Raw genomic sequence first — 21,788 nt, 5'->3', positions numbered from 1 at the left:
GCCAGGCCCTAGTTGGCCACGGGGCCCCGGGGGAAGATCTTGCCCGGGTTCATCAGTTGCAGCGGATCGAGGGCGGCCTTGATCGCCGCCATGGCGTCCATGGCGTGTTGCCCGTGTTCCAGGCCCATGAAGCCTTGCTTGGTCAGCCCGACTCCGTGCTCGCCAGTGCAGGAGCCCTGCATGGCGATGGCCCTTTGCGCAAGGCGCTGGGCCACGGCCTCGGCCCGTTGCAGTTCGTCGGGGCTGTCTGGATCCACCAGGATCACCGCATGGAAATTGCCGTCACCGACATGGCCGAAGATCGGCGCCAACAACTCTTGTTCTCGCAGGTCGGCAGCGGTGGCCTCGATGCATTCGGCCAGGCGCGAGATCGGCACCACGGCGTCGGTGGTCAGGGCGCGACAGCCGGGGCGCAGGGCCAGGGCGGCGAAATAGCCGTCGTGCCGGGCCTGCCACAGGCGGCTGCGGTCTTCCGGGTGCACCGCCCACTCGAAATCCTGGCCGCCGTGTTCGTCGGCCAGCAGGCGGATGGTCTCCACCTGTTCCTTGACCGAGGACTGCGAGCCATGCAGTTCGAAGAACAGCCCCGGTGCCTCGTTCAATTGGGTTTTGCTGTAGGCATTCAGGGCGCGCACGGTGAGGGCGTCGATCAGTTCGATGCGGGCGATCGGCACCCCCAGCTGGATGGCCTGGATCACCGTGCGCACTGCTTGGTCGACGCTGGGGAAGTTGCATATCGCGGCGCAAATCGCTTCGGGGATCGGGTGCAGTTTCACCGTCAGTTCGGCCACCGTGGCCAGGGTGCCGCCGGAGCCCACCAGCAGGTGGGTGAGGTCATAACCCGAAGAGGATTTACGCGCCCGGCCGCCGGCTTGCAGGACCCGACCATCGGCCAGCACCGCGTTCAGGGCCAGGACGTTTTCGCGCATGGTGCCGTAGCGCACGGCGTTGGTGCCTGAGGCGCGGGTTGCCGCCATGCCGCCCAGGGAGGCGTCGGCACCAGGGTCGATGGGGAAGAACAAGCCGGTGCCGTGCAGCGCGGCGTTGAGCTGCTTGCGAGTCACCCCCGGTTGCACGGTGGCGTCCATGTCGTCGACGCGGATCTCGAGGATCTGGTTCATGCCCGACAGGTCGATGCAGACCCCGCCATGCAGGGCATGGACCCAACCTTCCAGGGAGCTGCCGCTGCCGTAGGGAATGATCGGCACCCGATGGCGGTGGCAGGCCTGCTGCACGGCGATGATTTCGTCGAGATGATTGACGAAGGCCACGGCCTGGGGCGGCATGGGATCCAGCGCCGAGATGTCCTGGCCGTGGTGTTCGCGCACGCTGGCGGCAAGGCTCAGGCGCGAGCCCAAGAGGTTGGTGAGTTCGTCCACCAGGGCGGCGGGCAGCGGCGGGACGTCGGGGGTAGCGAAGGCAGGGGGCAGCATCGGGCGATCTCCGGTTTATTGTGCGCACCGCTGGCCGGGCCAGGGTGGGGAGTTGCCCATATCCTAACTGCATGAACGAGGCATCGGTCATGCAGATTGGAGATGGCCTTATCGCGAGGGCAGATGGCGGCCAAGGCTTCGTGTAGGCGCTGGCGCAGGCTGCGCACGCCTCGGGACGAGGCGCGGGGCCGGTAAATCGTGTCGCCAGGGTTTGCGGGCGCTGCGCGCCCGGTCGCAGCCTCGCGGGCTTGGCAGCGGCTACAGGTGTTTTGTGTGGCCGCTGCCGCAGGCTTTGGGACGAGGCGCGGGGTCAGAAGTTGATCGAGGCGCTCAGGCGTGCGCTCAGCGGTGCGCCCTGGAACAGGTAGTCGTCGCCCAGGTACTCGCCGACGTCACGCCAGTAGCGCTTGTCGAACAGGTTGTCCACGGTCAGGCGGAACACCGTGTCGTAACCATCGATGCGGGTGCTGTAGCGGCTGCCGATGTTGAAGATCGCGTAGCTGCCGGCGCTGACGTTGCCCGTGCGGTCGGCGTACTTGCTGGCGCTGTATTGCATCCCGCCCAGCAGGGCCAGGCCGTCGAGCCAGGGCAGGGCGTAGTCGCCCTGGAGGCTGGCCCGCAGGCGCGGCACGTTGAGGGCCTGATGGCCTTCGTAGGCCGGGGTGCCGGTGCCTTCGACCCGCGCGCGAATCGCCGCGACGCTGGCGGCGATCTGCAAGCGCTGGGTGGCCCAGCCATTGGCCGAGAGTTCCAGACCGGTGTTCTTTTGCTGACCTTGCTGGATATAGGTGAACTGGCCATCGCCGTCCGGGCGCGCGTACTGGTAGGCCTGGCGCATCTGGAACAACGCGGCGGTGAAGCTCATGCGCTGCCAGTCGTACTTGACCCCGGTCTCGATCTGCCGCGATACGGTGGGGGCTAGGGTGCTGCCACCACCATCGGTTCTGGCGTACCAGGGGGCTTGCCCGCCCAGGGACAGGCCCTTGCCGTACTGGGTGTAGAGCGACAGGTTGGCCACCGGCTTGTAGATCAGCGCCGCCTGGGGCAGGAACATGTAGCGCTGGGTATGGCGTTCACGCATGCCATTGGTGTCGAAGCTTTCTTCATCCAGGCGCACTTCACGCCCACCCAGAACGGTCTGCCATTGCTCGTTGAAACTGATGCGGTCGCTGAAGAACAGGCCGTACTGGCGACTGTCCAGGCGTTTGTGGGAGTCGTTGAGGGCCCCAGCGTAGCGGCGGAGGGTATCGGGTTCGCTATTGATATTGCCGCTGTCGAACGATTCGTTGATAGGTTCACGTCGATCTACCACTCGGCGGAACGCGCTGGTGCCCAGGCTCAGCTCATGCCCCAGTCCTCCTGCATCGAAACGACCATTGAGCACTGCCTGGATTTCATCGTTGCGACGGGTGTCGTCGGGGCTACGGAAATCGTAGATATCGTAGTTGCCTTCCGGGCTGAAAAAATTAGGCACTGCGATATCAGAGCAACTGGTGGATTTGTAGCACCCCCACGCAAACGAGCTGTAGTCATCGATCACCACCCGGCTACGCGAGGCGCTCAAGTTGCCTTTCCAGTCGTCGTTGAAGCGGTACTCGAAGTTGCCGCTGATGTTCAGCGATTCGTTGGTCACCGGTTTCGAGCCGCTCTGGTGGGCCAGCAGCTTCTTCGGCGAGGCGTGGTGCGGCAGCGCCGACCCGCCCAGCAGCTGGTAGCCAGGGGCCGAGCGCTGCTCCTTGTTCTGGTATTCGATGTCCAGTTGCAGCAGGGCATTGGGGCTGATGTTCCAGTCGAAGGCCAGTGAGGCGAAATCCCGTTGGCCGTTGGCGTGTTCGACATAGGAATGCAGGTCTTCGTGGGCCAGGTTGGCCCGCAGGCCGAACTGCTGCTCGCTGCCGAACCAGCCGCCGACATCGGTGGCCAGGTAGCCGCTGCCGCGATCGTCGGTGGAGACGGTGACCGAGCGAATATCCGTGGGTCGTTTGGTCACGTAGTTGATCAGCCCGCCGGGTTCGCTGACGCCGCTCTGCAGGCCGGACAGGCCCTTGAGCAACTCCACCCGCTGCTTGTTTTCCAGGGCCACGTTCTGCTCGCCAGTGATGGTGCGGCCGTTGATCTTGTAGCTGCTGGCGGCATTCAGGGCAAAGCCACGTACCTCGAAGTTCTCGTAGTAGCCCACCGGTGCGTAGCTCTGGCCTACCGAGGCATCGTTACGCAGCACTTCGCTGAGCAGCCGTGCCTGCTGGTCCTTGATCATGTCCTCGTTGATCACGCTGATGGATGCCGGAGTGTCCAGCAGCGGCGCTTCGTCGAAGCTGCCCACCGAGGCACTGTCGCTGCGGTAGCCGTAGGCCTGGGTAGCGCTGACAGTCTGGGTCGGTAGTTCGGTGGCAGCACCTGCAGCGCTGGTGCTGGCGGCCAGCAACAGGCCGAGGGTCAGGCGATTGAGGGTGTGCCCGGCGGTGCGCGCTGGCGCTGGGGCGGTCGGGTGGATGCGGTTCATGGGCGTTCCTTGAGGGCCAGCCTGTTCCGTGGCAGGCGCCAGGGCATTCCTGGAGCTGGTGTTCGGTGAGCTGTGCGGGCAGGGGAAACCGCAGGCTGGCGAGTCGGTTTGGGCGACGATCGGTGCGCGGTTTTCGGGCTGGCGCCATCATACAAGGTGCGGTGATGGGGTAAAGGCGGAAGAGGCGATGAAGCAGGGCGACAGAGCGGTGATTGTCACCGACGAGGGTGGGGTCAGCGCTTGGACTCCTCGCTGGCCTTCTGCAGGGTTTCGATCTGTCTTTCCAGGAACTCGACCCGGCGCAGCAGCAGGGCCACCAGCTTGTCGTCTATGTTGCGGGCATCGTCGTTGGCCAGGGACTTCTCCAGGCGGTCGACGATTTCGTGGTTCATGCTGCGGTTTTCCTGCCTGGCGACGCGCTTGACCTGCGCATGCAAGTCATCGGGAAGACGGACGATGAATTTCTGGACCTGTGCGCGCATAGCGTATTTCCGAGCGGTTAAAAAATCGCATCATAAAAAGGCCATGGGCGGGGTGGCTTCAGGAAAATTCTGAAAGAAGTGCTGATTGTGCTGGGCAAGCAGTAGGCAATCATCGAGCCCCAACACCGGGGCTGGTCCTGACCACCTGCCTAGCGTTCAGGTACATATCGCAGCCCGTTCAGCCCCAATCGTTCCATCCACGCTTGGGTCGAAACAGGCCAGCCCGAAGCGCAAGCTTCCCAGGGCCGAGCTCCCAGGACCTGGCGAAACACCGGTAGCGGTTTGCGGAAAACCACCTATACCTAGGGTGGCGCAACGCTATGACTGGCTGCTGCTTTCAGGGAGACATTCCATGCATGAACACCCGCTCATCATCGTGGTTGGTGGCCTTGGCAATCATCATGGCGGCTGGAAGCGACTCGAGGCCCGGTTGCAGGAGCACGGCATCACCGGAGATTGGCATTACCACGATACCCGGGGGCCGGGAAACATCTTCCGCAAGGCCCGGGTGCGTGACCTGAGCAACCAGCTGCTGGAGCAGATCGAGCGGTTGGCCAAGGCATACCCGCGGATCATCCTGGTCGGGCACAGCGCCGGCGGCATGATCGTGCGCGACGCCTACCTGCTGGCGGCAGGTGCCTACCCGGATTATCCGCAGAAGCATGGGTGGTGGGAAAAGGTCGAGTCGGTACTGTTGTTCGCCTCCATCAATCGCGGGTTTCGCCCCTATGCCACCGCCAGCTGGGCCCTGGGGCTGGCGTTGATGAAGCTGGTCTCGCTGCAGTGGTTGCTGCTCAAGCCGCCGTCCTGGTTCAGCCTGGGCTGGTTGATGGAACTGGAAAAGGGCTCGTTCTTCGTAACTGACCTGCGCCTGTCCTGGATGCGTCATTTCCATGAGCGGGGCGATGAGCACCGGCCTTTCGTGGTGCAGTTCCTCGGGGATATCGATGGCGTGGTGGCCCGCGAGGACGTTCGTGACACCGAGGCGTTCGCCAACTCCTATACGCTGACTATCGCCGGGGCTGACCACAGCAACCTGTTCGATCCGGCGGCGCCCCCTGGCGCCGCCGGCTTCACCCAGATCCTGGCGGTCTTCCAGAACCCCGACCCCCTGGCACATGACCCCAGCCAGGCAGAGGAGGCGGAGGCCAGCGGGCCAGGACGCGTGGTGTTCGTGCTGCATGGTATCCGCGACGGTAACGCCGGCTGGGTCACCGACCTGGCCGAGGCCATCGAGCAACGCTGCAAGGCCGATCAGGACGGCTCGCCGCCAGCCGCCGGGGCAAGCTGCGCGGTTGCCCAAAGAGAGCCGGCGGTGCTGGTGGATCGTTCTACCTATGGCTGGTTTTCCGCGATCAAGTTCGCCTTGCCCTGGATTCGCCGGCGCAACCTGTCCTGGTTCCTCGACCGCTACAGCTACCACGTGGCGCGCAATCCGGACGTGAGATTCCATTTCATTGGCCACAGTAATGGCACCTACATCCTGGGGACGAGCTTGCTGGAGGTGTCATCCCTGATGTTCGACCGGGTGTACCTGGCCGGCAGCGTCCTGCCCCGGGAGTTTCCCTGGCAGCGGATGCTGGCGCGCCAGGTGTGTACCGTGGCGAACCAGTGCAGTTCCGAGGACTGGCCGGTAGGCGGGTTGTGCAGGGGCCTGCACCTGATCGGTTTTCGCGATGTCGGCACCGGCGGCGTCGATGGGTTCGACGAGCTCGAAAACTCTCTGCCCCAGGCCCAGACCCTGTGGTTCAAGGGGGATCATGGCAAACCCTTGCAGCGTCCCAACCAGCCGAAGATCGTCGAGTACCTGTTGGCTCCTGCCACCACCGATCCGCTGCTGCCGGAACCCACGGGCGCCGACCTGTGCCATCGGCCTTCGTTCTGGTTCCGCCTGAAGATGTCCGGTTTCGCCCTGGGCTTGGCGGTGTTGGTCGGCCTGGCGACCTATGGGGCCTGGTGGGGCTTCAGCCATGACCATGAAGGCCTGGTGATCCTCGGGATCCTGGTGTTGTACTTCGTGCTGGATACGGTCTGAGCCTGCGGCCCGGCCCTTGTGGGGCCGGCCGGGCTATGTAGCGGCGGGCTCAGCGCCGATCCAGCCACACGGTCTGGGCGTTGCAGAATTCACGCACGCCAAAGTGCGAGAGTTCACGGCCGAAGCCGCTTTTCTTCACGCCGCCGAAAGTCACCCGCGGGTCGCTGGCGCTATAGCCGTTGATGAACACACCACCGGTTTCCAGTTCGTCGGTCATTTGCCGGGCGCGCTCCAGGTCGGCGGTGAACAGGGTTGCGGTCAGGCCGAACTCGCTGTCGTTGGCCAGTTCCAGGGCGTGTTGGGCGTCGCGAGCGGTGATGATCGAGGCCACCGGACCGAACAGCTCCTCTTTGAACGAGGTCATCTGGTCGGTGACGCCGGCCAGCACCGTGGGCGGGTAATAGTTGCCCGCGCCTGCGGGCTTGACGCCGCCCAGCAACAGGCTGGCGCCTTCGGCCAGGGTCGCCTCGACCTGCTGGTGCAGTTCGTCGCGCAGGTCGAAGCGGGCCATGGGGCCGATGTAGGTGTCGCCGGCTAGCGGGTCGCCCATCACCAGGGCGCGGGTGGCCTCGACGAAGCGCCGGGTGAACTCCTCCACCACGCCTTGCTCGATGATCAGGCGCTTGGCGGCGGCGCAGACCTGCCCGGTATTCTGGTAACGGCCGACCACCGCGGCCTTGACCGCTTCGTCCAGGTCGGCGTCGTCGAGCACGATGAAGGGGTCGGAGCCGCCCAGTTCCAGCACGCATTTCTTCAGTGCGGCACCGGCCTGGGCACCAATGGCGATGCCGGCGCGCACGCTGCCGGTCAGGGTCACGGCGGCGATGCGTGGGTCGGCGATGGCCCGGGACACGCCGTCCGGGGTGACGTTGACCAGCTCGAAGACCCCCTCGGGGAAGCCGGCCTTGTGCATGGCTTCCAGCAGCAGGTAGGCGCTGCCCATGACGTTCGGCGCGTGCTTGAGCACGTAGGTGTTGCCGGCCAGCAGCGCCGGTACTGCGCCGCGCAGCACTTGCCAGATGGGGAAGTTCCACGGCATCACCGCCAGGATCGGCCCCAGCGGCCGGTACTCGATGCGGGCCTTGTGGTGTTCCACCAGGGTCGCTTCCGGGGCCAGCATGGCCGGGCCGTGCTCGGCGTACCACAGGCACAGCTGGGCGCATTTCTCGATTTCGCCCCGGGCCTGGGCCAGGGGCTTGCCCATTTCCTGGGTGATCATGCGGGCCAGGGTTTCGCTGCTGTCGCGCAGGACCTGGGCCAGGGCCACCAGGTAGCCGGCGCGGTTGGCGACGTCCAGGCGCCTCCACTGGCCGAAACCATGGCGGGCCCGTTCCAGGGCGGCGTCCAGGGCGACATCCGACTGATAGGGGTAGGCGCCGATCCGCTCGCCGGTGGCGGGGTTGATCGACAGGGCATGGGTATGGCTGGAAACAGAGGTCATGGCACCGTCCTGCAAGGTGGGAATGGCAGCAGGTTACGGGGCTGGTTCTTTGCTGAAAACTGAATAATATTGAGCAAGTCGTTCACGATTGGAGAATGCAGTGGATCTGGTCCAGCTGGAGATTTTCAAGGCCGTTGCCGAGCAAGGCAGCATCAGCGCCGCGGCGCAGTTGATCCATCGAGTGCCGTCGAACCTGACCACGCGCATCAAGCAGCTGGAGCAGGACTTGGGCGTGGAGCTGTTCATCCGCGAGAAGAGCCGCATGCGCTTGTCGCCCGCTGGCTGGAACTTCCTCGACTATGCCCGGCGCATCCTCGACCTGGTGGCCGAGGCGCGCCTGACCGTGGCTGGCGAAGAACCCCAGGGGCCCTTTGCCCTGGGCTCCCTGGAAAGTACCGCGGCGGTGCGCATCCCGGCGTTGCTGGCGGCCTACAACCAGCAATACGCCAAGGTCGAGCTGGACCTGTCCACCGGCCCCTCGGGGACCATGCTCGAAGGCGTGTTGTCCGGCCGATTGGTGGCGGCGTTCGTCGATGGCCCGTTGCGCCATCCGACCCTGGAAGGGCTGCCGGTGTTCGAGGAGGAAATGGTCCTGATCGCGCCCCTGGGCCATGTCCCCATCACCCGGGCGCGGGAGGTCAACGGTGAAAGCATCTACGCCTTTCGCGCCAACTGCTCCTATCGCCACCATTTCGAGAGCTGGTTCACCCAGGACGCCGCGGTGCCGGGCAAGATCCACGAGATGGAGTCCTACCACGGCATGCTGGCGTGTGTCAGCGCCGGCGCCGGGTTGGCGCTGATGCCGCGCAGCATGTTGGAAAGCATGCCCGGGGCGGCCACGGTCAGCGTCTGGCCCTTGTCTGCGCGCTTTCGTTACCTGCAGACCTGGCTGGTCTGGCGGCGCGGCACGGTGTCCCAGAGCTTGAGCCGTTTTGTGAAGTTGCTGGAGGAGCGGGGGGCCGTGCTGGCTGAGGGATGAATGGGGTTGCCCGGCCCTCGCTCGATGGCTGCGTCGGTGCGATTTGTGTAGGCTTGCGGCCTTTGCCCCGCACCTGGAGATGAGTCATGACCGATCAGCTTTGCCTTGTGTTCGTGCCGGCGTTGGTGGCGGTGTTGCTCAATGCCGAGACCACCAAGGGCACGCCCCTGACCGAAGCCGAAGTGCTGGAGATTCGTCACAGCGCCGCCTGCATCGCGGTGCCGGTGGAGGTGGCACTGAGCATGGAAAACGAGCGGGGCTATCGCGATCTGGTGGCCGAGGACTGCTGGGCGCAATGGCAGCAGTATCGGCGCGAAAGCCGAGCCTGAGAGGCCGTCTCGGCGCGCCAGCGGTGGGTTTCGAGAGCGCCGGGCAGTGGCCGGGAGCGGTTTCTCAGCGCCTGCTCAAGGCCAGGCGCGCCGCGAACAGCACGAAGATCATGCCGGTGGTGCGATCCATCCACTGAATCACCTTTTCCCGTCGCAGCACCCCGCTCAGGGAGCGAGTAGCGCCAATCAGCAGCAGTGACCAGATCAGCCCGAGCATCACATGGATGCTCACCAGGGCGAAGGTCCAGGCCACCAGCGGCTGCCCCTGGGGAATGAACTGCGGCAGAAAGGACACATAGAAAATCCCCACCTTGGGATTGAGCACATTGCCCAGCATGCCCTTGAGAAACCAGTTGGCACCGGGCTTGGCGTCGGTGCCTGCGGGGGCAAAGGTGCGGCGCGGACGCAGCAGCATGTGCACCCCGAGCCAGGCCAGGTAGGCGGCGCCGCAGTACTTGAGCAGGTTGAAGGCCAGTTCCGACACCGCGATCAGGGCTCCTAGGCCGAACGCCACCGCAGCGCCCCACAACAGGCAGCCGGCGTTGATGCCCAGGGCCGCCCGCAGTGCCTGGCGCTTGCCCTCCACCGTGGCGGTGCGCAGTACCAGGGCGGTATCCAGCCCTGGGGTCAGGGTCAGCAGGGTGGCGGCCAGGGTGAAGGCCAGGAGGTTGTCGGCGACGGTCATGGGCATGGGCTCTGCAAGTGGTATTGGGGCCCACCTTGGCAGGCGGGCAGGGTAGGTCGGGCAATCTCAGGCCTGCTGGAAGGTCGAGATCCGCAAGGTCTTGATCAACAGCTGCTGCAGGTGGTCGACAGGCCTGGAGCCTTTGCTGGCACGGCTGCGATACACCGCCACCTGCATCGGTTCCAGCGGGCCCAAGCGCTCCTGGTCGCCGAGTATCTGCAAATGTTCCGGGACACTGCAACGGGTCAGGGCCGCCACCGCCAGGCCGCTCTCCACCGCGGCGATCTGCCCGGCCAGGCTGGAACTGTTGTAGACCACCCGGTACTCGCGGCCCTGCAGGGCCAGTGAGTTGATCGCACTGCGCCTGGCCAGGCTGACGCTTTCGTACACGGCGATCGGCAGCGGGTCGCGGCGCCAGACATCGAACTGCGGAGAGCCGACCCAGACCATGGGTTCATGGAACAGCAGGGTGCCGCGTCGCGAGTGATCGCGGGAGATCAGCGCCAGGTCGAGCTCGCCTTGCTCCACCCGGGGGATCAGCGATGTCGACTGCTCGCAGTCCAGCTCGATTTCCACCGCTCCGTGGCGCGGAGCGAAGCGCTTGAGCGCCGGGGTCAGGTATTTGGCCGCGTAGTCGTCCGGCACCCCGAGGCGCACCCGCCCCGCCAGCTCAGCACCGTGGAAGGCCGTTTGCGCATCGGCATGCAGGTCGAGCAGGCGCCGGGCGTAACCCAGCAGCACCTGGCCATCGGCGGTCAGTTGCAGGTGCCGGGCATCGCGCAGCAGCAACTGGCGGCCGACCGCGGCTTCGAGTTTTTTCAACTGCATGCTGATGGCCGATTGCGAGCGATGAACCTGTGGCGCGGCACCGGACAACGACCCGTTATCCACCACCGCGACAAAGCACTTGAGCCAGTCGAGCTGCAGATCCTGTTGTTTCATGGGGCGACTCTCGTATTCGATAAGCGAATGCTATGCAGGCGAATTATGCGCTTTTCGCTGCATTACGTCTGGTAGATAGTGCCCGCCTGTCCGTTGCGCGGGCCTCGCGCCGCGCCTGTCGAACCCTGCGTGCACCCGACTGCGGTGCCGCCAGCCAAAGGAAGCCTGATTGTGCTGAGCATCGATAAAACCGTCCCCGCGCTGCAGTTCCATGAGGTGCTGGATGGCTTCAGGCGCCTGCTACCCATTTCCCTGTTCGTGATGATCTTCGGTGCCGCCTTCGGCCTGGCAGCGGTGCAGGCGGGCCTGGATCGCTCAACCATAGTGCTGATGAGCACCCTGGTGTTCGCCGGGGCGGCGCAGTTCGCGGTACTCGACCTGTGGGGAGCCCAGGTGCCGCTGCTGCCCCTGGTGCTGACGGTCTTCGCCATCAACGCTCGGCACCTGCTGATGGGCGCGACCCTGTATCCCTGGCTCAAGGAGCTGCCGCGCGGCCAGCGCTATGGGGTGATGCTGGTGGTCTCCGATGCCAACTGGGCCATGTCGATGCAGGCCTTCGATGCCGGCAAGCCGGGATTGGGCCTGTTGTTCGGGGGAGGTCTCGCGCTGTGGTCGACCTGGGTCGCTGGCAGTTGGCTGGGCCTGTACCTGGGTAGTTCGCTGCACGATCCGGTGAGTCTGGGCCTGGACATGGTAATGGGCTGCTTCCTGCTGGCCATGGTGATCGGCGGCCAGAAGAGCCTGCGCCTGCTGGTCATCTGGAGTGTCGCCGCCGGTTCAGCGCTGTTGGCCTACCGCTACCTGCCGGAGAACACCCATGTGGTGGCCGGAGCCTTGTGCGGGGGTATCGTCGGAGCGTTATGGATGGAGCAGCATGCACATTGAAACCAGCGGTTCGGGCTTGTTGCTCATTGTGTCGATCATGGCCGTGGTGACCCTGGCCACACGCTGGGGCGGCGTATTGGTGATGTCCTGCGTGCCGATCAACCAGCGAGTGCGGCAGTTCATCGGGGCCATGTCCGGCTCGGTCCTGGTGGCGGTCCTGGCCCCGCTGGCGGTCACCGGCGACAGCGGCGCGCGGCTGGCCTTGCTGACCACCGCGGTGATCATGCTGCTGTTGAAGAAACCCCTGCCGGCGATTGCCGCCGGCATAGTCGCCGCAGGATTGCTGCGGGCATTGTGAGGGCGCTGGTGCTGCTCAGGCCTTGCAGCGGACCAGCGCCAGATAGAGCCCAGCGCCCTTGTCGGGTTCGAAATCGGGAGCAGGAACATCGTGATTTCCCCATCAAGCGTATGAGGAGGGGGCGCCGGCTCAGAAGGAGCCGCGAGGTGCGGGGATGCCCAGTTGCTGTTGCCTGGCTTCGATCTGTTTGTCCACGGCGCGCTTGCCACTGAACAACTTGAGGTACTGCACGGTGGGCGGCAGTTGTCCTGCGAGCAACGCCAGCATATCCAGGGCCGGAGTCCTGATCAGGCGCAAATCGCTGACCTGCGAGCTTTCCAGGCCCTTGATCTCACCCAGGGCCTTGAGGTTGGCCAGGTGCAGCAGCTGCAGTTGCGGGCAGCCTCGCAGATCCAGGCGGCCCAACTGCGCCTGATCCTCGATCTTCAGCACTTGCAGTTGCGGGAAACCGCCCAGGTCCAGTTGACTCAGGCCGCGCACCCGCAGGATATCCAGCTCCCGCAGCTGCTCGTGATGCAGTTCCGGCATGGTTTCGCGGCTGCCGAAACTAACCGACAGGCTATGCAGGCCAGCCATGCCGGCCACCATGCCCAGGGGCGTCTTGGCCGACATGCGATGCAGGCTCAGGCTGTGGATGCCCGGGCACTGGCCCAGTACATCCAGGTTGTGGTCCTGCACGCTGATGGACAGCCGGTGCAGCTCACGCATCTGGCCAATGGGCGCCAGATCCAGGGGCGGGCCTTTGTCCAGGGAGATCCGCAGGGTTTGCAGGTGCCTGAGATTGGGCAGGGCCAGCAGGCCGGGCAGATCGGCGCTGATCACTTGCAGCTCGAAGTGTCGCAGCCTGGACAGGCTGGCGATGGCCTCGAAATGCTCCAGGGTATCGAGGCAGTCCAGGCTCAGGGCGTGGGCGTTGGGCAAGGCCAGCAGGGTCCGGCTATCGAAGGCGCTGCCCGGGTGGTGGCTGTAGAAACGAACCATTAGCCGATCGCCATAGCGGGCGCAAAGCGCATCGAGCCGGGCAAGCAGTGCGCGATCGTATTGCTGGAGGCTGGCGAACTGGACGATGAGCCGGGCCTGGGGGCTGGCATCCAGGTGGGTAGAGACCTGCAAGTCCAGGTCGGCCTGGCTGGGAGCTTGAATACGATGGGAAAACATCAACGGTCCTTGATGATTGGCGCGCAGCATCATGCCATCGATGGGGGCTTGGGGTATCGCGCTCGAGCAATTGGCGAGGGCTGCGCCCCGGGGGCGCAGCCTCTGGCTCGGTTGCGGCTACAAGGCCGGCGCCTGGTGGCTCATGGGTCGACCTGGCCCATCAGCTCGCTCACCGATTCCGGGCGCTTGGCGTAGCGCTGGGCCAATACCGCGCAAACCATCAGCTGGATCTGGTGGAACAGCATCAACGGCAGGATCAGTACACCCATGGTGCTGCCGGCGAACAGCACCTGGGCCATGGGTACGCCGGTGGCCAGGCTCTTCTTCGAGCCGCAGAACAAGATGGTGATGCGATCTTCCTGGTCGAAGCCCAGCAGCTTGCCCAGGAAGCTGGAGGCCAGCAGCACCAGGCCCAGGAGGATGCAGCAGGCCACCACCAGGCCGGCCAGGTCCCACAGCGGGATCTGCTGCCAGATGCCTTCGTTCACCGCCTCGCTGAAGGCCCCGTAGACCACCAGCAGGATCGAGCCCTGGTCGACGAACTTCAGCCAGTCCTTGTTGCGCCCGACCCAGGCGCCGATCCAGCGCCGGGCGATCTGCCCGGCAATGAACGGCAGCAACAGTTGCACGCTGATCTTGACGATCGCGTCCAGGGTCGAGCCGCTGTCACCGTGGACGTTGAGCAGCAGGGTCACCAGCAGCGGTGTGAGGAAGATCCCGAACAGGCTCGAGGCCGCGGCGCTGCAGATGGCCGCCGGGATATTGCCCCGGGCCAGGGACGTGAAGGCGATCGCCGACTGCACCGTGGCCGGCAGAGCACAGAGGTAGAGCATGCCCAGGTACAGGTCCTTGCCCACCATGGGCGAGAGCAGCGGCTTGAGCGCCAGGCCCAGCAGCGGGAACAGCACGAAGGTCAGGCCGATGACCAGCAAGTGCAGGCGCCAGTGGCCAGCCCCGGCGATGATCGCCTCGCGTGAGAGCTTGGCGCCGTGGAGGAAGAACAGCAGGCCGATGGCGAGGTTGGTCAGCCAGGCGAAGCCCGTGGCCACCTGGCCGCTGGCGGGCAGGAAGCTGGCCAGCAAGACGACGCCGATCAGGGTCAGGGTGAAGTTGTCGGGTAACAGGCGGGAGCGGGACATGAGCAGGATCATCCGGGGGGTTGCCAAGAGCGATGGGGCGACTCTAACGTGCCTGTCATCTACCGACTAACGCCAAAGAGCCAGTTAATGCCGCCTAAAGGACATGAAAAGATCGTCAGGCGCAGTATTCCCGGTCTTCCCAGCTTGCCGAGACCGGTGTACGGACGTACTGAATCCTTGCCCAACCGGGCCCTGACCCGGCGTCACAGCCATCCCTGGGTGCAGTTGTCCTATGCCATCGCCGGGGTGCTGGAGATCCAGACCAGCGCTGGGCGCTTCATCGCGCCGCCACAACGGGCGGTGTGGATTCCCGCCGGAGTGCCGCATCGGGTGTTCAGTTCGCCGCGTACCGAAATGCGCAGCCTGTACCTGGATTGCAGCGTCACCGCCTGGGCCGATACCGACAACTGCCAGGTACTGGCGGTCAGCGACCTGTTGCGCGAGCTGATCCGCGCCTTCAGCGAGCTGCCGGTGGAGTACGTGCAGGACAGCGCCGACGGTCGTCTGGCCCAGGTGCTGCTGGACCAGCTGGCCGCCGCGCCGCAGCTGGACCTGATGCTGCCGCTGCCCCATGACGTGCGCTTGCGTTCGATCTACCGCAGCCTGCAGGCCCGTCCCGAACAGCAGACCACCCTGGGCCAGTGGGGGCAGAAACTCGGCGTCACCGAGAAGACCCTCAGCCGCTTGTTTCTCAAGGACACCGGGTTGACCTTCCGCGCCTGGCGCCAGCGCCTGCGCCTGTTGGGCGCTTTGACGCCGCTGGAGCAGGGCGAGCGGGTCACCGACGTGGCGCTGGCGTGCGGCTACGATTCCACCTCGGCCTTCATTGCCGCCTTCCGTCAACAGTTCGATGCGACCCCGGGCGAATTCTTTGGCTGAACCAGCAACCGCGCCATCGTCCGGCGACTCGGCACGAGCCGTGCGCAGCCTGCGGCAGCGGCTACCCCCGGCAGTATCCGGTGGCCCATTCACTGTTCGCGATAGCGCCCCGGGGTCATGCCGAACCAGCGGATGCAGGCCTTGTGGAAACTGCTCTGGTCGCGAAACCCCAACAATGCGCCGATGTACTTCACGCTGCGCATGGAATTGCGCAGGAAGCTGTGGGCCAGCATCAACCGGGCTTCGTCTTGTAGCGCCGAGAAATGCACGTCTTCGTGGCCCAGGCGGCGCTGCAGGCCACGGGCGCTGACGCCGACCATCTCGGCGATGTGCGGCAGGTCGCTGGGCGCGCCGCGGGCCAGGCATTCGGAAAGGGCCCGACGCACCCTTGCGGTCATGGAACCGCTGAGCAGCACGTTGAGCCGGGTGCGGGCGTATTCGGTGTGCAGCACGTCCAGGGCCGGGTCGGCGCTGGGTAGCTCGATGGCGCAGTCCTGGCTGCTGAAGGTCAGGCTGTTGTGCGGGGCGCAGAACTGCAGGTTGTCCCCCAGCAGACGGCGCAGGGCGCGGGTATCCGCAGGCTCGGCGTAGGTGAAGGCCGCCGCCAGGGGGCGTGGCTTGTGCTGGGGCAGCAACCAGTGCAGCAGGCCCAGGGTCTGGGCTGCCCCGGCATCAATCACTGCCCGGGGGATCGACGAAGGCTCGGCGGTGACATCGAAGCCGATCAATTGCATGGCCTGCGGCTTGCGTTCCAGGCACATGCAGAAACCGTTGCTGATCAGCGCGTGGTAGTCCACCAGGCGTTGCAGCGCCGTGCCCAGGGTCGCGCAGGACATCACCGCATACCCCAGCGCCTTGAGATTGGCCGGGTGGGCCTTGTCGTAGGCCAGCAGGCCCAGGTCCGGGTTGCCGGTACGGCGACAGGCCTCGCCCATCATCTGGTAGACCAGTTCCAGCCTGACGCCCTTGGGGTTCTCATCAACGTCCTGGGGGCTGCTGCCGAACTGCCTGAGCAGGGCGTCGACATTGGCGCCGCCCTCTCTCATGACATCGGCGAGCACCCGAAAGCTGGCGCTGGTCATTCTGTGCATAGGTCTTCCTGGACTGGTGGCTAAACGATGCCGATGCGGCCTCGGGCATGATTGCAATAAACAAAAGGCCGCAGACGATTAAGCAGGGAGGCAGGTTTCCGAGGACAAGCGAAAGGTGTCCGGGAACACTTCCTCCGGGCCTGAGTGAGGGTCGATCATGCTCGGGCAGGGACCCTTGGGTGACCGCGGCAAGCGCTTTGCCGCGCCACTCTTGCCAGGGTGTGCCGTTGCCTTGTCGAGGGATCTGTCATGCACAGCAGCAAAGAGTTTTATCGCGAACTGGCCGAAGGGCACCTGATGCTGGCGTTCCAGCCGGTGGTCTGGCTGCCGGACCACAATCGGGTGCTGTATTACGAAGGGCTGCTGCGCCATGGCGCTGCCCAGGGTGGCGAGGCCTATCCCCTGGCGCTGCTGGAGGCGCAGCCGCTGATGCGTGAGCTGGACCGGGCCGTGGTACTCGCGGTGATCGACTGCCTGCGCCGGGACGAGCGCCTGCGCCTGGGCTGCAACATCTCGGCCCGCAGCGCCATCATCGACTCGTTCTGGTTCGCCATCCTCGACCTGCTGCGCGAGGCGCCGTCGCTGGCTTCGCGGCTGGTGATCGAGATCACCGAGAGCGCCACGCCCCCGAGCATCGAGGCAGCCAGTGAATTCGTCCTGTGCCTGCGCGAGCTGGGCTGCCGAGTGGCCATCGACGACTTTGGCGCGGGCCTGGGTACCCTGGAGTTCATCCGCCAGACCCGGCCGGATATCGTCAAGATCGACAAGGGTTATATCCAGCGTGCCCGCAGCGAGGCCAACAGCGTGCAGACCCTTGGGCACCTGGTGCAGTTGTGCAAGACCCTGGCTCCGTGCGTGATCGTCGAGGGCGTGGAAAGCGCTGCCGACCAGAGCCTGGCCAGCGCCTGCGGTGGCGAGTGGGGGCAGGGCTACCTGTTTGGCCGGCCCCAGGTGGAGCGCCTGGGGCGTGCCTGTCGGTTGCAACGGGCCATGCCTGAGCTGTGTGTGCCGGACCAGGCCTGATCCGCTTTCGCCTCGTCACGCCAGCCAAGCCGCCAAGGCCGCTGCTCAGGCCAGCGGCACGCAGCGCTGGCCAACGTCCAGGAAGGGCTCGCCCAGGGGTGGGGAATCTTCAATGTTCGGGTGTTTGCTGGACGAATTCATGTTGCGCTTGGGGCGCTCCGGCTGCACGGCGTCATAGGGCAGCAACAGGGTGTCGAGCAAGGCGTCTGCCGGCAGGGTGGCGACGATTGCGATCGGGCATACCACCATGACCCAGCAGCCGCCGGTGAGCATGCGGCCGTAGCCATCCATGTCGTAGCCGGTGAGTACCTGGGCGCTGGTCCGGGTGCTGCGGTAGTAGCGATCGTCGCGCCAGTCCAGGCTGCCGCCGCGGGCCATGTAGGTGCCGCAGCCGGATAGCAGCAGGGTATTGAGCAATAACAGGGAACTGAGGATTCGGATGATAGTGAGTCCACAAGGGGGCTTGAGGGAAAGCTGGAACAGGGTCAGTCGTTCAGCGCGTCGTAGGGCAACAGGGCGGTGTCGGCCACCAGGTCCACCGGCAGGCTGACGATGGCGACCACCGGGCAGACGATGCTCATCCAGCAGAACAGCGTGGTGTAGCCGTCGTAGCCAGTGGCGCCGCGCATGGTCAGCAGCTCGACGTTGGCCTGGGTGCCCTTGTAGTAGTCGTAGCCGCTATGGGCATCGGGGGTGCGGGCGATGAGGGTGCCACAACCGGTCAATGCCAGCAGGGCGAACACGAGCGCGGGTTTGAAGAGTTTGATGGCGCCATTCCTTAGCCGGGGATTTTTTGCGCGCGCATGGTCGCAGAAGCCCGCTGCGGGCGCTAGATTGGGCGCGGATAAATCATCGCCCCCAGGAGTTTCCATGCCGCAGCCCCGTACCCTTGACCTGCTGTTCGCCGAAGAACCACGGACCTGGGGGCTGCGTGGCGACCCGTATCTGTGGCGGGCGATGGCGGTAGAGCTGGGCCGCACCCCCTGGCCCGACAGCCTGGAGCACCTGGACCTCGTCCTCGCCCAGGCCTTCGAGCGACTGACCGGCAGGGGCCTGGATGCCCAGGAGCATTTCTTCGTCGAGGCCTTCGCCCATGGCGGCATGTCCAGCGGGGGGATTTCCCCGCAGTTCTGGCGCGAAAAGGGCTTGCCGCGGCTACGCCAACGCTGGGCTGCTGCCTGATCAGCTCGCCTCGGGAATCAGCATCAGCAGGTCGGTGGCGCCCACATCCACCCCGGCCTGGGTCAGCAGGGTGGTGGCCTGGCCACGGTGGTGGGTCTGGTGATTGAAAAAATGTACCAGCAAGGCATGGAAGTTGCGTTCGGCGGCGATGCCCCGGGTGTTGCTGTAGGGCAGGTCGTGATCCAGGTCGGTCTCGACCAGGGACTGGCTGAAGTCGAGGATGAGCTGGTCCAGCCACTGGCGTTGCTGCCAGAGCGCGCGGATATCCGGATACAGCAGGCTCTTGAGGTCTTGCGGGGTCGCCACCTGCTGCAGTGGTGCCAGGGCCGGATGCTGGCCTGGGTGCCGGGCAAAGCGCTTGAGCCAGATAGTATCGCCAGCCAGCAGGTGATTGAGGGTGCCGAGGATCGAGCCGAAGAAGGCTTGCCGGTCCAGGACGAGTTGTTCGTCGGCAAGGCCCATGGCGGCCTGGTACAGATTGGCATTCATCCACTGGTTGTAGCGGGCCATCAGGCCCAGGTGTTCGATACGGTTCATGGCCGCTCCTTGTTTTCATCAGGCACGGGACAGCTTGGCAAGGCTGCCGGCCCTGAGGCAAGGACCGGCGCTCGGGGTGTTAAAGTCCGTCCCTTCGCAGGGCATTACAAGTGGTGGAAAAGGATGGTCGAGCTGTTCCAGCGACATGGACGGATCTTCTGGCTGGCATTGCTGTTGGCTTGCTTGCCGTCGACGGTGTTCGCCGAACCTGGCGTTCCGGGCCTGGTAAAGGTGGCCCTGGACCGCCGGGTCATCGATCTTGCGGCTACCCTGGATGCCGCGACCCAGCAACGCCTGGAGCGCAAGCTGGCTGCCCTGGAGCAGCGCCGGGGAGCACAGGTCGCGCTGATGCTGGTGCCCAATCTCGGCCAGCAGAGCATCGAGGCCCTGGGCAACCAGCTGTTCCGTGCCTGGAAGCTGGGGCGCAAGGGGCAGGACGACGGCATCTTGCTGTTGGTGGCCAAGAACGATCGCCAGGTGCGCATCGAGGTCGGGTATGGCCTGGAGGGGCAGGTCACTGACTTGCTGGCCGGGCAGATCATCGCCCGCGACCTGGTCCCGGCCTTCGCCCGGGGCGACTTTGCCGGCGGGATCGAGCGCGCCCTGGATGACCTGATCGTGCTGGTGGACGGAGGGCAGATGCCGATGGTCGACGACGAGCCGTCCGAGCCCGAACCCTTGAGCATTCCGCCCGAGGCCTACGCGTTGCTGCTGGCGTTCGTCTGTGGCTCGGTAGCCGGGGTGATGCTGGCTGCCGGCTGGGCCTGGCGCCGCGTGCTGGCGGGCCTGGTGTTGCTCACGGCGTTATTGGTGGGGGCTGCCGGTGGCACGCAATGGCCGGTGCAACTGCTGATGGTGCCGCTGTGCATGTTGGTGGGGGGCGCCACGTTCGCCGGGCTGTGGCAGGCGCGGCGGGTGTTCTACGGTGTACTGGGGCTGTTGTTGTACATCGCGCTGCTGACCCTCGTCAGTCAGTACCTGGGCAGTTCGACCTTCCTCTACGGCCTGGCCTGGCCTGGGGCGGCGCTGCTGGTGATCGGCCTGCACTGGCTGCTCTGCGCCATGATGCATGCCCGCTGGAAGAAGAGCCCCAGGGGCTTTGCCTGGCGCGTGGCGGTGCTGTTGTCGCTGACGTTCTTGCTGGGCTCGACCGTGGGGGCCTGGGAGGCGCTGGAACACTGGTGGAAGGCGCTGCCGTTCGGTTATTTCCTGGGGGTCATGTTGTTCGTCAACGGCCTGAGCGTGCGTTGGAGCAGCGGCTCCGGCAGCAGCGGTGGGGGATCATCTGGCTCGGGCGGGGGATTTTCCGGGGGAGGGGGCTCCAGTGGTGGTGGCGGGGCTTCGGGCAGCTGGTGAGCCTCATGCCTGGGCACCGGCCATAGGGAATGGGCCCAGGCTGATAGGCCAAGGCCCGGCTGCTTCAGTCGTGTAGCAGGCTGGCGCCGTACTGGTTGAAGCTGTTGCCCAGGGCCGCGTTGCCATTGACGTTGAGCCTGGCCATGCCGCCGCCGAGCCGGCAGGCATCCGAGTAGCAGGAATGGTGGGTGGCGCTGGAGCAGGCACCGAGCAGCAAGGCGGCGCCAATCAATAGCACTCTGATGCAGTTCAACTTCATGTTCAGCAACTCCAGGTCCGGACCGGGGATCGAATGGGCTGGCGCTTCATCTAGCGCTGTCACATATTGATACATGTTCTGCTTTTGCGATAGCCGGGGGGGTGTTCGCCAGGTGCCAGGGCGTTTGTTTCCTGATGCGGGAACCGGTAGAAAGAGCCCACGCATTCAGAAAACAGATGAGCCCATGAGCGACATCGAGAAATCCACTAGCCGCCTGTTCGACCTCGACCTGCTGCGAGCCATAGTCACGGTGGCCGACTGCGGTAGTTTCACCACCGCGGCCACGCGCCTGCATTCCACCCAGTCCACCGTCAGCCAGAAGATTCGCCGCCTGGAAGAAATGGCCGGGCATCGCTTGCTCGAGCGCGGCAACCGCGATGTGCTGCCCACCGATGCCGGCGAGACGCTGCTGGGTTATGCCCGGCGCCTGCTGGCGCTGAACGACGAAATGCTCGAGGCGCTGTCCGGGGCCACGGTGGCGCTGACGGTGCGTATCGGCGTGCCGGATGACTTCGCCACCGGGCGGACCACCGAACAGCTGGCGGCCTTCAATCGGCGCTATCCGCAGGTCAAGCTGGAGGTCACCAGCGGCATGAGTCGTGACTTGAGCGCCAGTTACGACCGTGGCGAGCTCGACCTGGTGTTGCTCAAGCAACGCCGGAGCAGCCGCGAGGCGCAGGCCTGCTGGCCGGAAAAGACCCGTTGGGTGGACAGCGCCAGGAACCCCTGTATCGACCTGGACCCGCTGCCCATCGTGACTTTCCCGCCCAGGGGGGTGTACCGCGATGAAATGATCAGCGCCCTGGAAGGCATCGGTCGGCGTTGGCATATCAGTTTCACCAGTTCCAGCCTCAGTGGCCTGCAATCGGCCATCGCCGATGGCATGGGCATCGGCCTGCTGCCGCTGCGGGCGGTGACGGCGGAGCACCAGGTGCTGGCCAAGGCCAGCGGACTACCGGCGGTGGATGTGTTCGAGGTGGCATTGCTGCACCGCCCGGCGGCCGATCCCATGGTCAAGGAGCTGGCTCGGGTGCTGTCCCGGGTACTGGCCCAGGACACGCGCGGATAAGCTTGTTAGATATTCGATAAATGAATGTCACCTATTTCAGTATTTAATTTGTGCATGAAGAGGCGGCTGGATATCGTGGTGCC

The 21,788-nt window shown here is 65.2% G+C and carries 23 protein-coding genes; 10 read left to right on the top strand and 13 right to left on the bottom strand.

What is annotated here, in order from left to right; translation table 11 throughout:
- Positions 1–8: 8 nt before the first annotated feature.
- The 3 genes from GDH07_RS26200 to GDH07_RS26190 all read right to left on the bottom strand — a co-directional run bounded on the left by GDH07_RS26200 (position 9) and on the right by GDH07_RS26190 (position 4,418).
- Positions 9–1,433 (bottom strand): FAD-binding oxidoreductase, encoded by a 1,425-nt coding sequence (locus tag GDH07_RS26200; RefSeq protein WP_022639595.1) that lies wholly within the window; start codon positions 1,431–1,433, stop codon positions 9–11.
- 310 nt (positions 1,434–1,743) lie between these two features.
- Positions 1,744–3,936: a TonB-dependent siderophore receptor gene (locus tag GDH07_RS26195; protein WP_152899363.1), complete on the bottom strand. Its 2,193-nt coding sequence runs from the start codon at positions 3,934–3,936 to the stop codon at positions 1,744–1,746.
- A 233-nt stretch (positions 3,937–4,169) separates the two neighbouring features.
- Positions 4,170–4,418: an Arc family DNA-binding protein gene (locus GDH07_RS26190; RefSeq protein ID WP_022639593.1), complete on the bottom strand. Its 249-nt coding sequence runs from the start codon at positions 4,416–4,418 to the stop codon at positions 4,170–4,172.
- 352 nt (positions 4,419–4,770) lie between these two features.
- On the opposite strand from GDH07_RS26190, the gene GDH07_RS26185 reads away from it, so the two are divergent.
- The gene (locus GDH07_RS26185) at positions 4,771–6,453 is read left to right on the top strand and encodes an alpha/beta hydrolase (protein ID WP_152899362.1); all 1,683 of its coding nucleotides are present in this window, start codon (positions 4,771–4,773) and stop codon (positions 6,451–6,453) included.
- A 49-nt stretch (positions 6,454–6,502) separates the two neighbouring features.
- Here GDH07_RS26185 and GDH07_RS26180 read toward each other — a convergent pair whose 3' ends face one another.
- Positions 6,503–7,894, bottom strand: a complete 1,392-nt coding sequence (locus GDH07_RS26180; RefSeq protein ID WP_022639590.1) for an aldehyde dehydrogenase family protein — start codon at positions 7,892–7,894, stop codon at positions 6,503–6,505.
- A 100-nt stretch (positions 7,895–7,994) separates the two neighbouring features.
- On the opposite strand from GDH07_RS26180, the gene ptrR reads away from it, so the two are divergent.
- Positions 7,995–8,873, top strand: a complete 879-nt coding sequence (gene ptrR / locus GDH07_RS26175) for a putrescine utilization regulator PtrR (RefSeq protein WP_343038342.1) — start codon at positions 7,995–7,997, stop codon at positions 8,871–8,873.
- A gap of 86 nt (positions 8,874–8,959) precedes the next feature.
- Positions 8,960–9,202 carry a hypothetical protein gene (locus GDH07_RS26170; RefSeq protein ID WP_152899360.1) on the top strand — a complete coding sequence of 81 codons (243 nt, stop codon included), beginning with the start codon at positions 8,960–8,962 and terminating at the stop codon, positions 9,200–9,202.
- A 64-nt stretch (positions 9,203–9,266) separates the two neighbouring features.
- On the opposite strand, the gene GDH07_RS26165 is transcribed toward GDH07_RS26170, so the two are convergent.
- Complete coding sequence (locus tag GDH07_RS26165) at positions 9,267–9,887, bottom strand: LysE family translocator (protein ID WP_085598643.1); 621 nt, start codon at positions 9,885–9,887, stop codon at positions 9,267–9,269.
- Between the two features lie 66 nt (positions 9,888–9,953).
- The gene (locus GDH07_RS26160; protein WP_152899359.1) at positions 9,954–10,829 is read right to left on the bottom strand and encodes a LysR family transcriptional regulator; all 876 of its coding nucleotides are present in this window, start codon (positions 10,827–10,829) and stop codon (positions 9,954–9,956) included.
- A gap of 171 nt (positions 10,830–11,000) precedes the next feature.
- On the opposite strand from GDH07_RS26160, the gene GDH07_RS26155 reads away from it, so the two are divergent.
- A complete protein-coding gene (locus tag GDH07_RS26155) occupies positions 11,001–11,714 on the top strand; it encodes an AzlC family ABC transporter permease (RefSeq protein ID WP_343038341.1) in 714 nt (237 codons plus the stop codon).
- Positions 11,704–12,012, top strand: coding sequence for an AzlD family protein (locus GDH07_RS26150; protein ID WP_152899358.1), 309 nt, complete (start codon positions 11,704–11,706; stop codon positions 12,010–12,012). Before GDH07_RS26155 ends, GDH07_RS26150 begins: the two co-directional genes overlap by 11 nt.
- Before the next feature lie 129 nt (positions 12,013–12,141).
- Here GDH07_RS26150 and GDH07_RS26145 read toward each other — a convergent pair whose 3' ends face one another.
- Together GDH07_RS26145 and GDH07_RS26140 are read right to left on the bottom strand one after the other, a co-directional pair.
- Positions 12,142–13,170 carry a leucine-rich repeat domain-containing protein gene (locus GDH07_RS26145; RefSeq protein ID WP_152899357.1) on the bottom strand — a complete coding sequence of 343 codons (1,029 nt, stop codon included), beginning with the start codon at positions 13,168–13,170 and terminating at the stop codon, positions 12,142–12,144.
- A 140-nt stretch (positions 13,171–13,310) separates the two neighbouring features.
- Positions 13,311–14,309: a bile acid:sodium symporter family protein gene (locus tag GDH07_RS26140; RefSeq protein ID WP_152899356.1), complete on the bottom strand. Its 999-nt coding sequence runs from the start codon at positions 14,307–14,309 to the stop codon at positions 13,311–13,313.
- An 87-nt stretch (positions 14,310–14,396) separates the two neighbouring features.
- Between GDH07_RS26140 and GDH07_RS26135 the strand changes: the two genes are divergently transcribed.
- Positions 14,397–15,188 (top strand): AraC family transcriptional regulator, encoded by a 792-nt coding sequence (locus tag GDH07_RS26135; RefSeq protein WP_031320125.1) that lies wholly within the window; start codon positions 14,397–14,399, stop codon positions 15,186–15,188.
- An 89-nt stretch (positions 15,189–15,277) separates the two neighbouring features.
- On the opposite strand, the gene GDH07_RS26130 is transcribed toward GDH07_RS26135, so the two are convergent.
- On the bottom strand, positions 15,278–16,279 hold the full coding sequence (locus GDH07_RS26130; protein ID WP_031320123.1) for an AraC family transcriptional regulator: 1,002 nt from the start codon (positions 16,277–16,279) through the stop codon (positions 15,278–15,280).
- A 249-nt stretch (positions 16,280–16,528) separates the two neighbouring features.
- Here GDH07_RS26130 and GDH07_RS26125 point away from each other — a divergent pair, with 249 nt between their 5' ends.
- Positions 16,529–17,302, top strand: a complete 774-nt coding sequence (locus tag GDH07_RS26125) for an EAL domain-containing protein (RefSeq protein ID WP_152899355.1) — start codon at positions 16,529–16,531, stop codon at positions 17,300–17,302.
- A 45-nt stretch (positions 17,303–17,347) separates the two neighbouring features.
- Here the strand turns inward: GDH07_RS26125 and GDH07_RS26120 are convergent, their stop codons facing one another.
- Both GDH07_RS26120 and GDH07_RS32600 read right to left on the bottom strand, forming a co-directional pair.
- Positions 17,348–17,719, bottom strand: coding sequence for a YceK/YidQ family lipoprotein (locus GDH07_RS26120; protein WP_152899354.1), 372 nt, complete (start codon positions 17,717–17,719; stop codon positions 17,348–17,350).
- Positions 17,720–17,787: 68 nt separating this feature from the next.
- Complete coding sequence (locus GDH07_RS32600; RefSeq protein WP_022639577.1) at positions 17,788–18,045, bottom strand: YceK/YidQ family lipoprotein; 258 nt, start codon at positions 18,043–18,045, stop codon at positions 17,788–17,790.
- Positions 18,046–18,172: 127 nt separating this feature from the next.
- Between GDH07_RS32600 and GDH07_RS26110 the strand changes: the two genes are divergently transcribed.
- Positions 18,173–18,484 carry a hypothetical protein gene (locus GDH07_RS26110; RefSeq protein ID WP_053136512.1) on the top strand — a complete coding sequence of 104 codons (312 nt, stop codon included), beginning with the start codon at positions 18,173–18,175 and terminating at the stop codon, positions 18,482–18,484.
- Here the strand turns inward: GDH07_RS26110 and GDH07_RS26105 are convergent, their stop codons facing one another.
- Entirely contained in the window at positions 18,485–19,021 is a 537-nt protein-coding gene (locus tag GDH07_RS26105) for a DinB family protein (protein ID WP_152899353.1), read from the bottom strand.
- 123 nt (positions 19,022–19,144) lie between these two features.
- On the opposite strand from GDH07_RS26105, the gene GDH07_RS26100 reads away from it, so the two are divergent.
- Positions 19,145–20,377 carry a TPM domain-containing protein gene (locus GDH07_RS26100; protein ID WP_152899352.1) on the top strand — a complete coding sequence of 411 codons (1,233 nt, stop codon included), beginning with the start codon at positions 19,145–19,147 and terminating at the stop codon, positions 20,375–20,377.
- A gap of 64 nt (positions 20,378–20,441) precedes the next feature.
- Here GDH07_RS26100 and GDH07_RS26095 read toward each other — a convergent pair whose 3' ends face one another.
- Positions 20,442–20,699 carry a hypothetical protein gene (locus GDH07_RS26095; protein ID WP_343038340.1) on the bottom strand — a complete coding sequence of 86 codons (258 nt, stop codon included), beginning with the start codon at positions 20,697–20,699 and terminating at the stop codon, positions 20,442–20,444.
- Between the two features lie 121 nt (positions 20,700–20,820).
- Between GDH07_RS26095 and GDH07_RS26090 the strand changes: the two genes are divergently transcribed.
- Positions 20,821–21,705: a LysR family transcriptional regulator gene (locus GDH07_RS26090; protein WP_022639572.1), complete on the top strand. Its 885-nt coding sequence runs from the start codon at positions 20,821–20,823 to the stop codon at positions 21,703–21,705.
- Positions 21,706–21,788 lie beyond the last annotated feature (83 nt).

Source organism: Pseudomonas piscis (assembly GCF_009380155.1).
Taxonomy (GTDB): Bacteria; Pseudomonadota; Gammaproteobacteria; order Pseudomonadales; family Pseudomonadaceae; genus Aquipseudomonas; species Aquipseudomonas piscis.
This window is presented reverse-complemented; position numbering and strand designations above follow the sequence as displayed.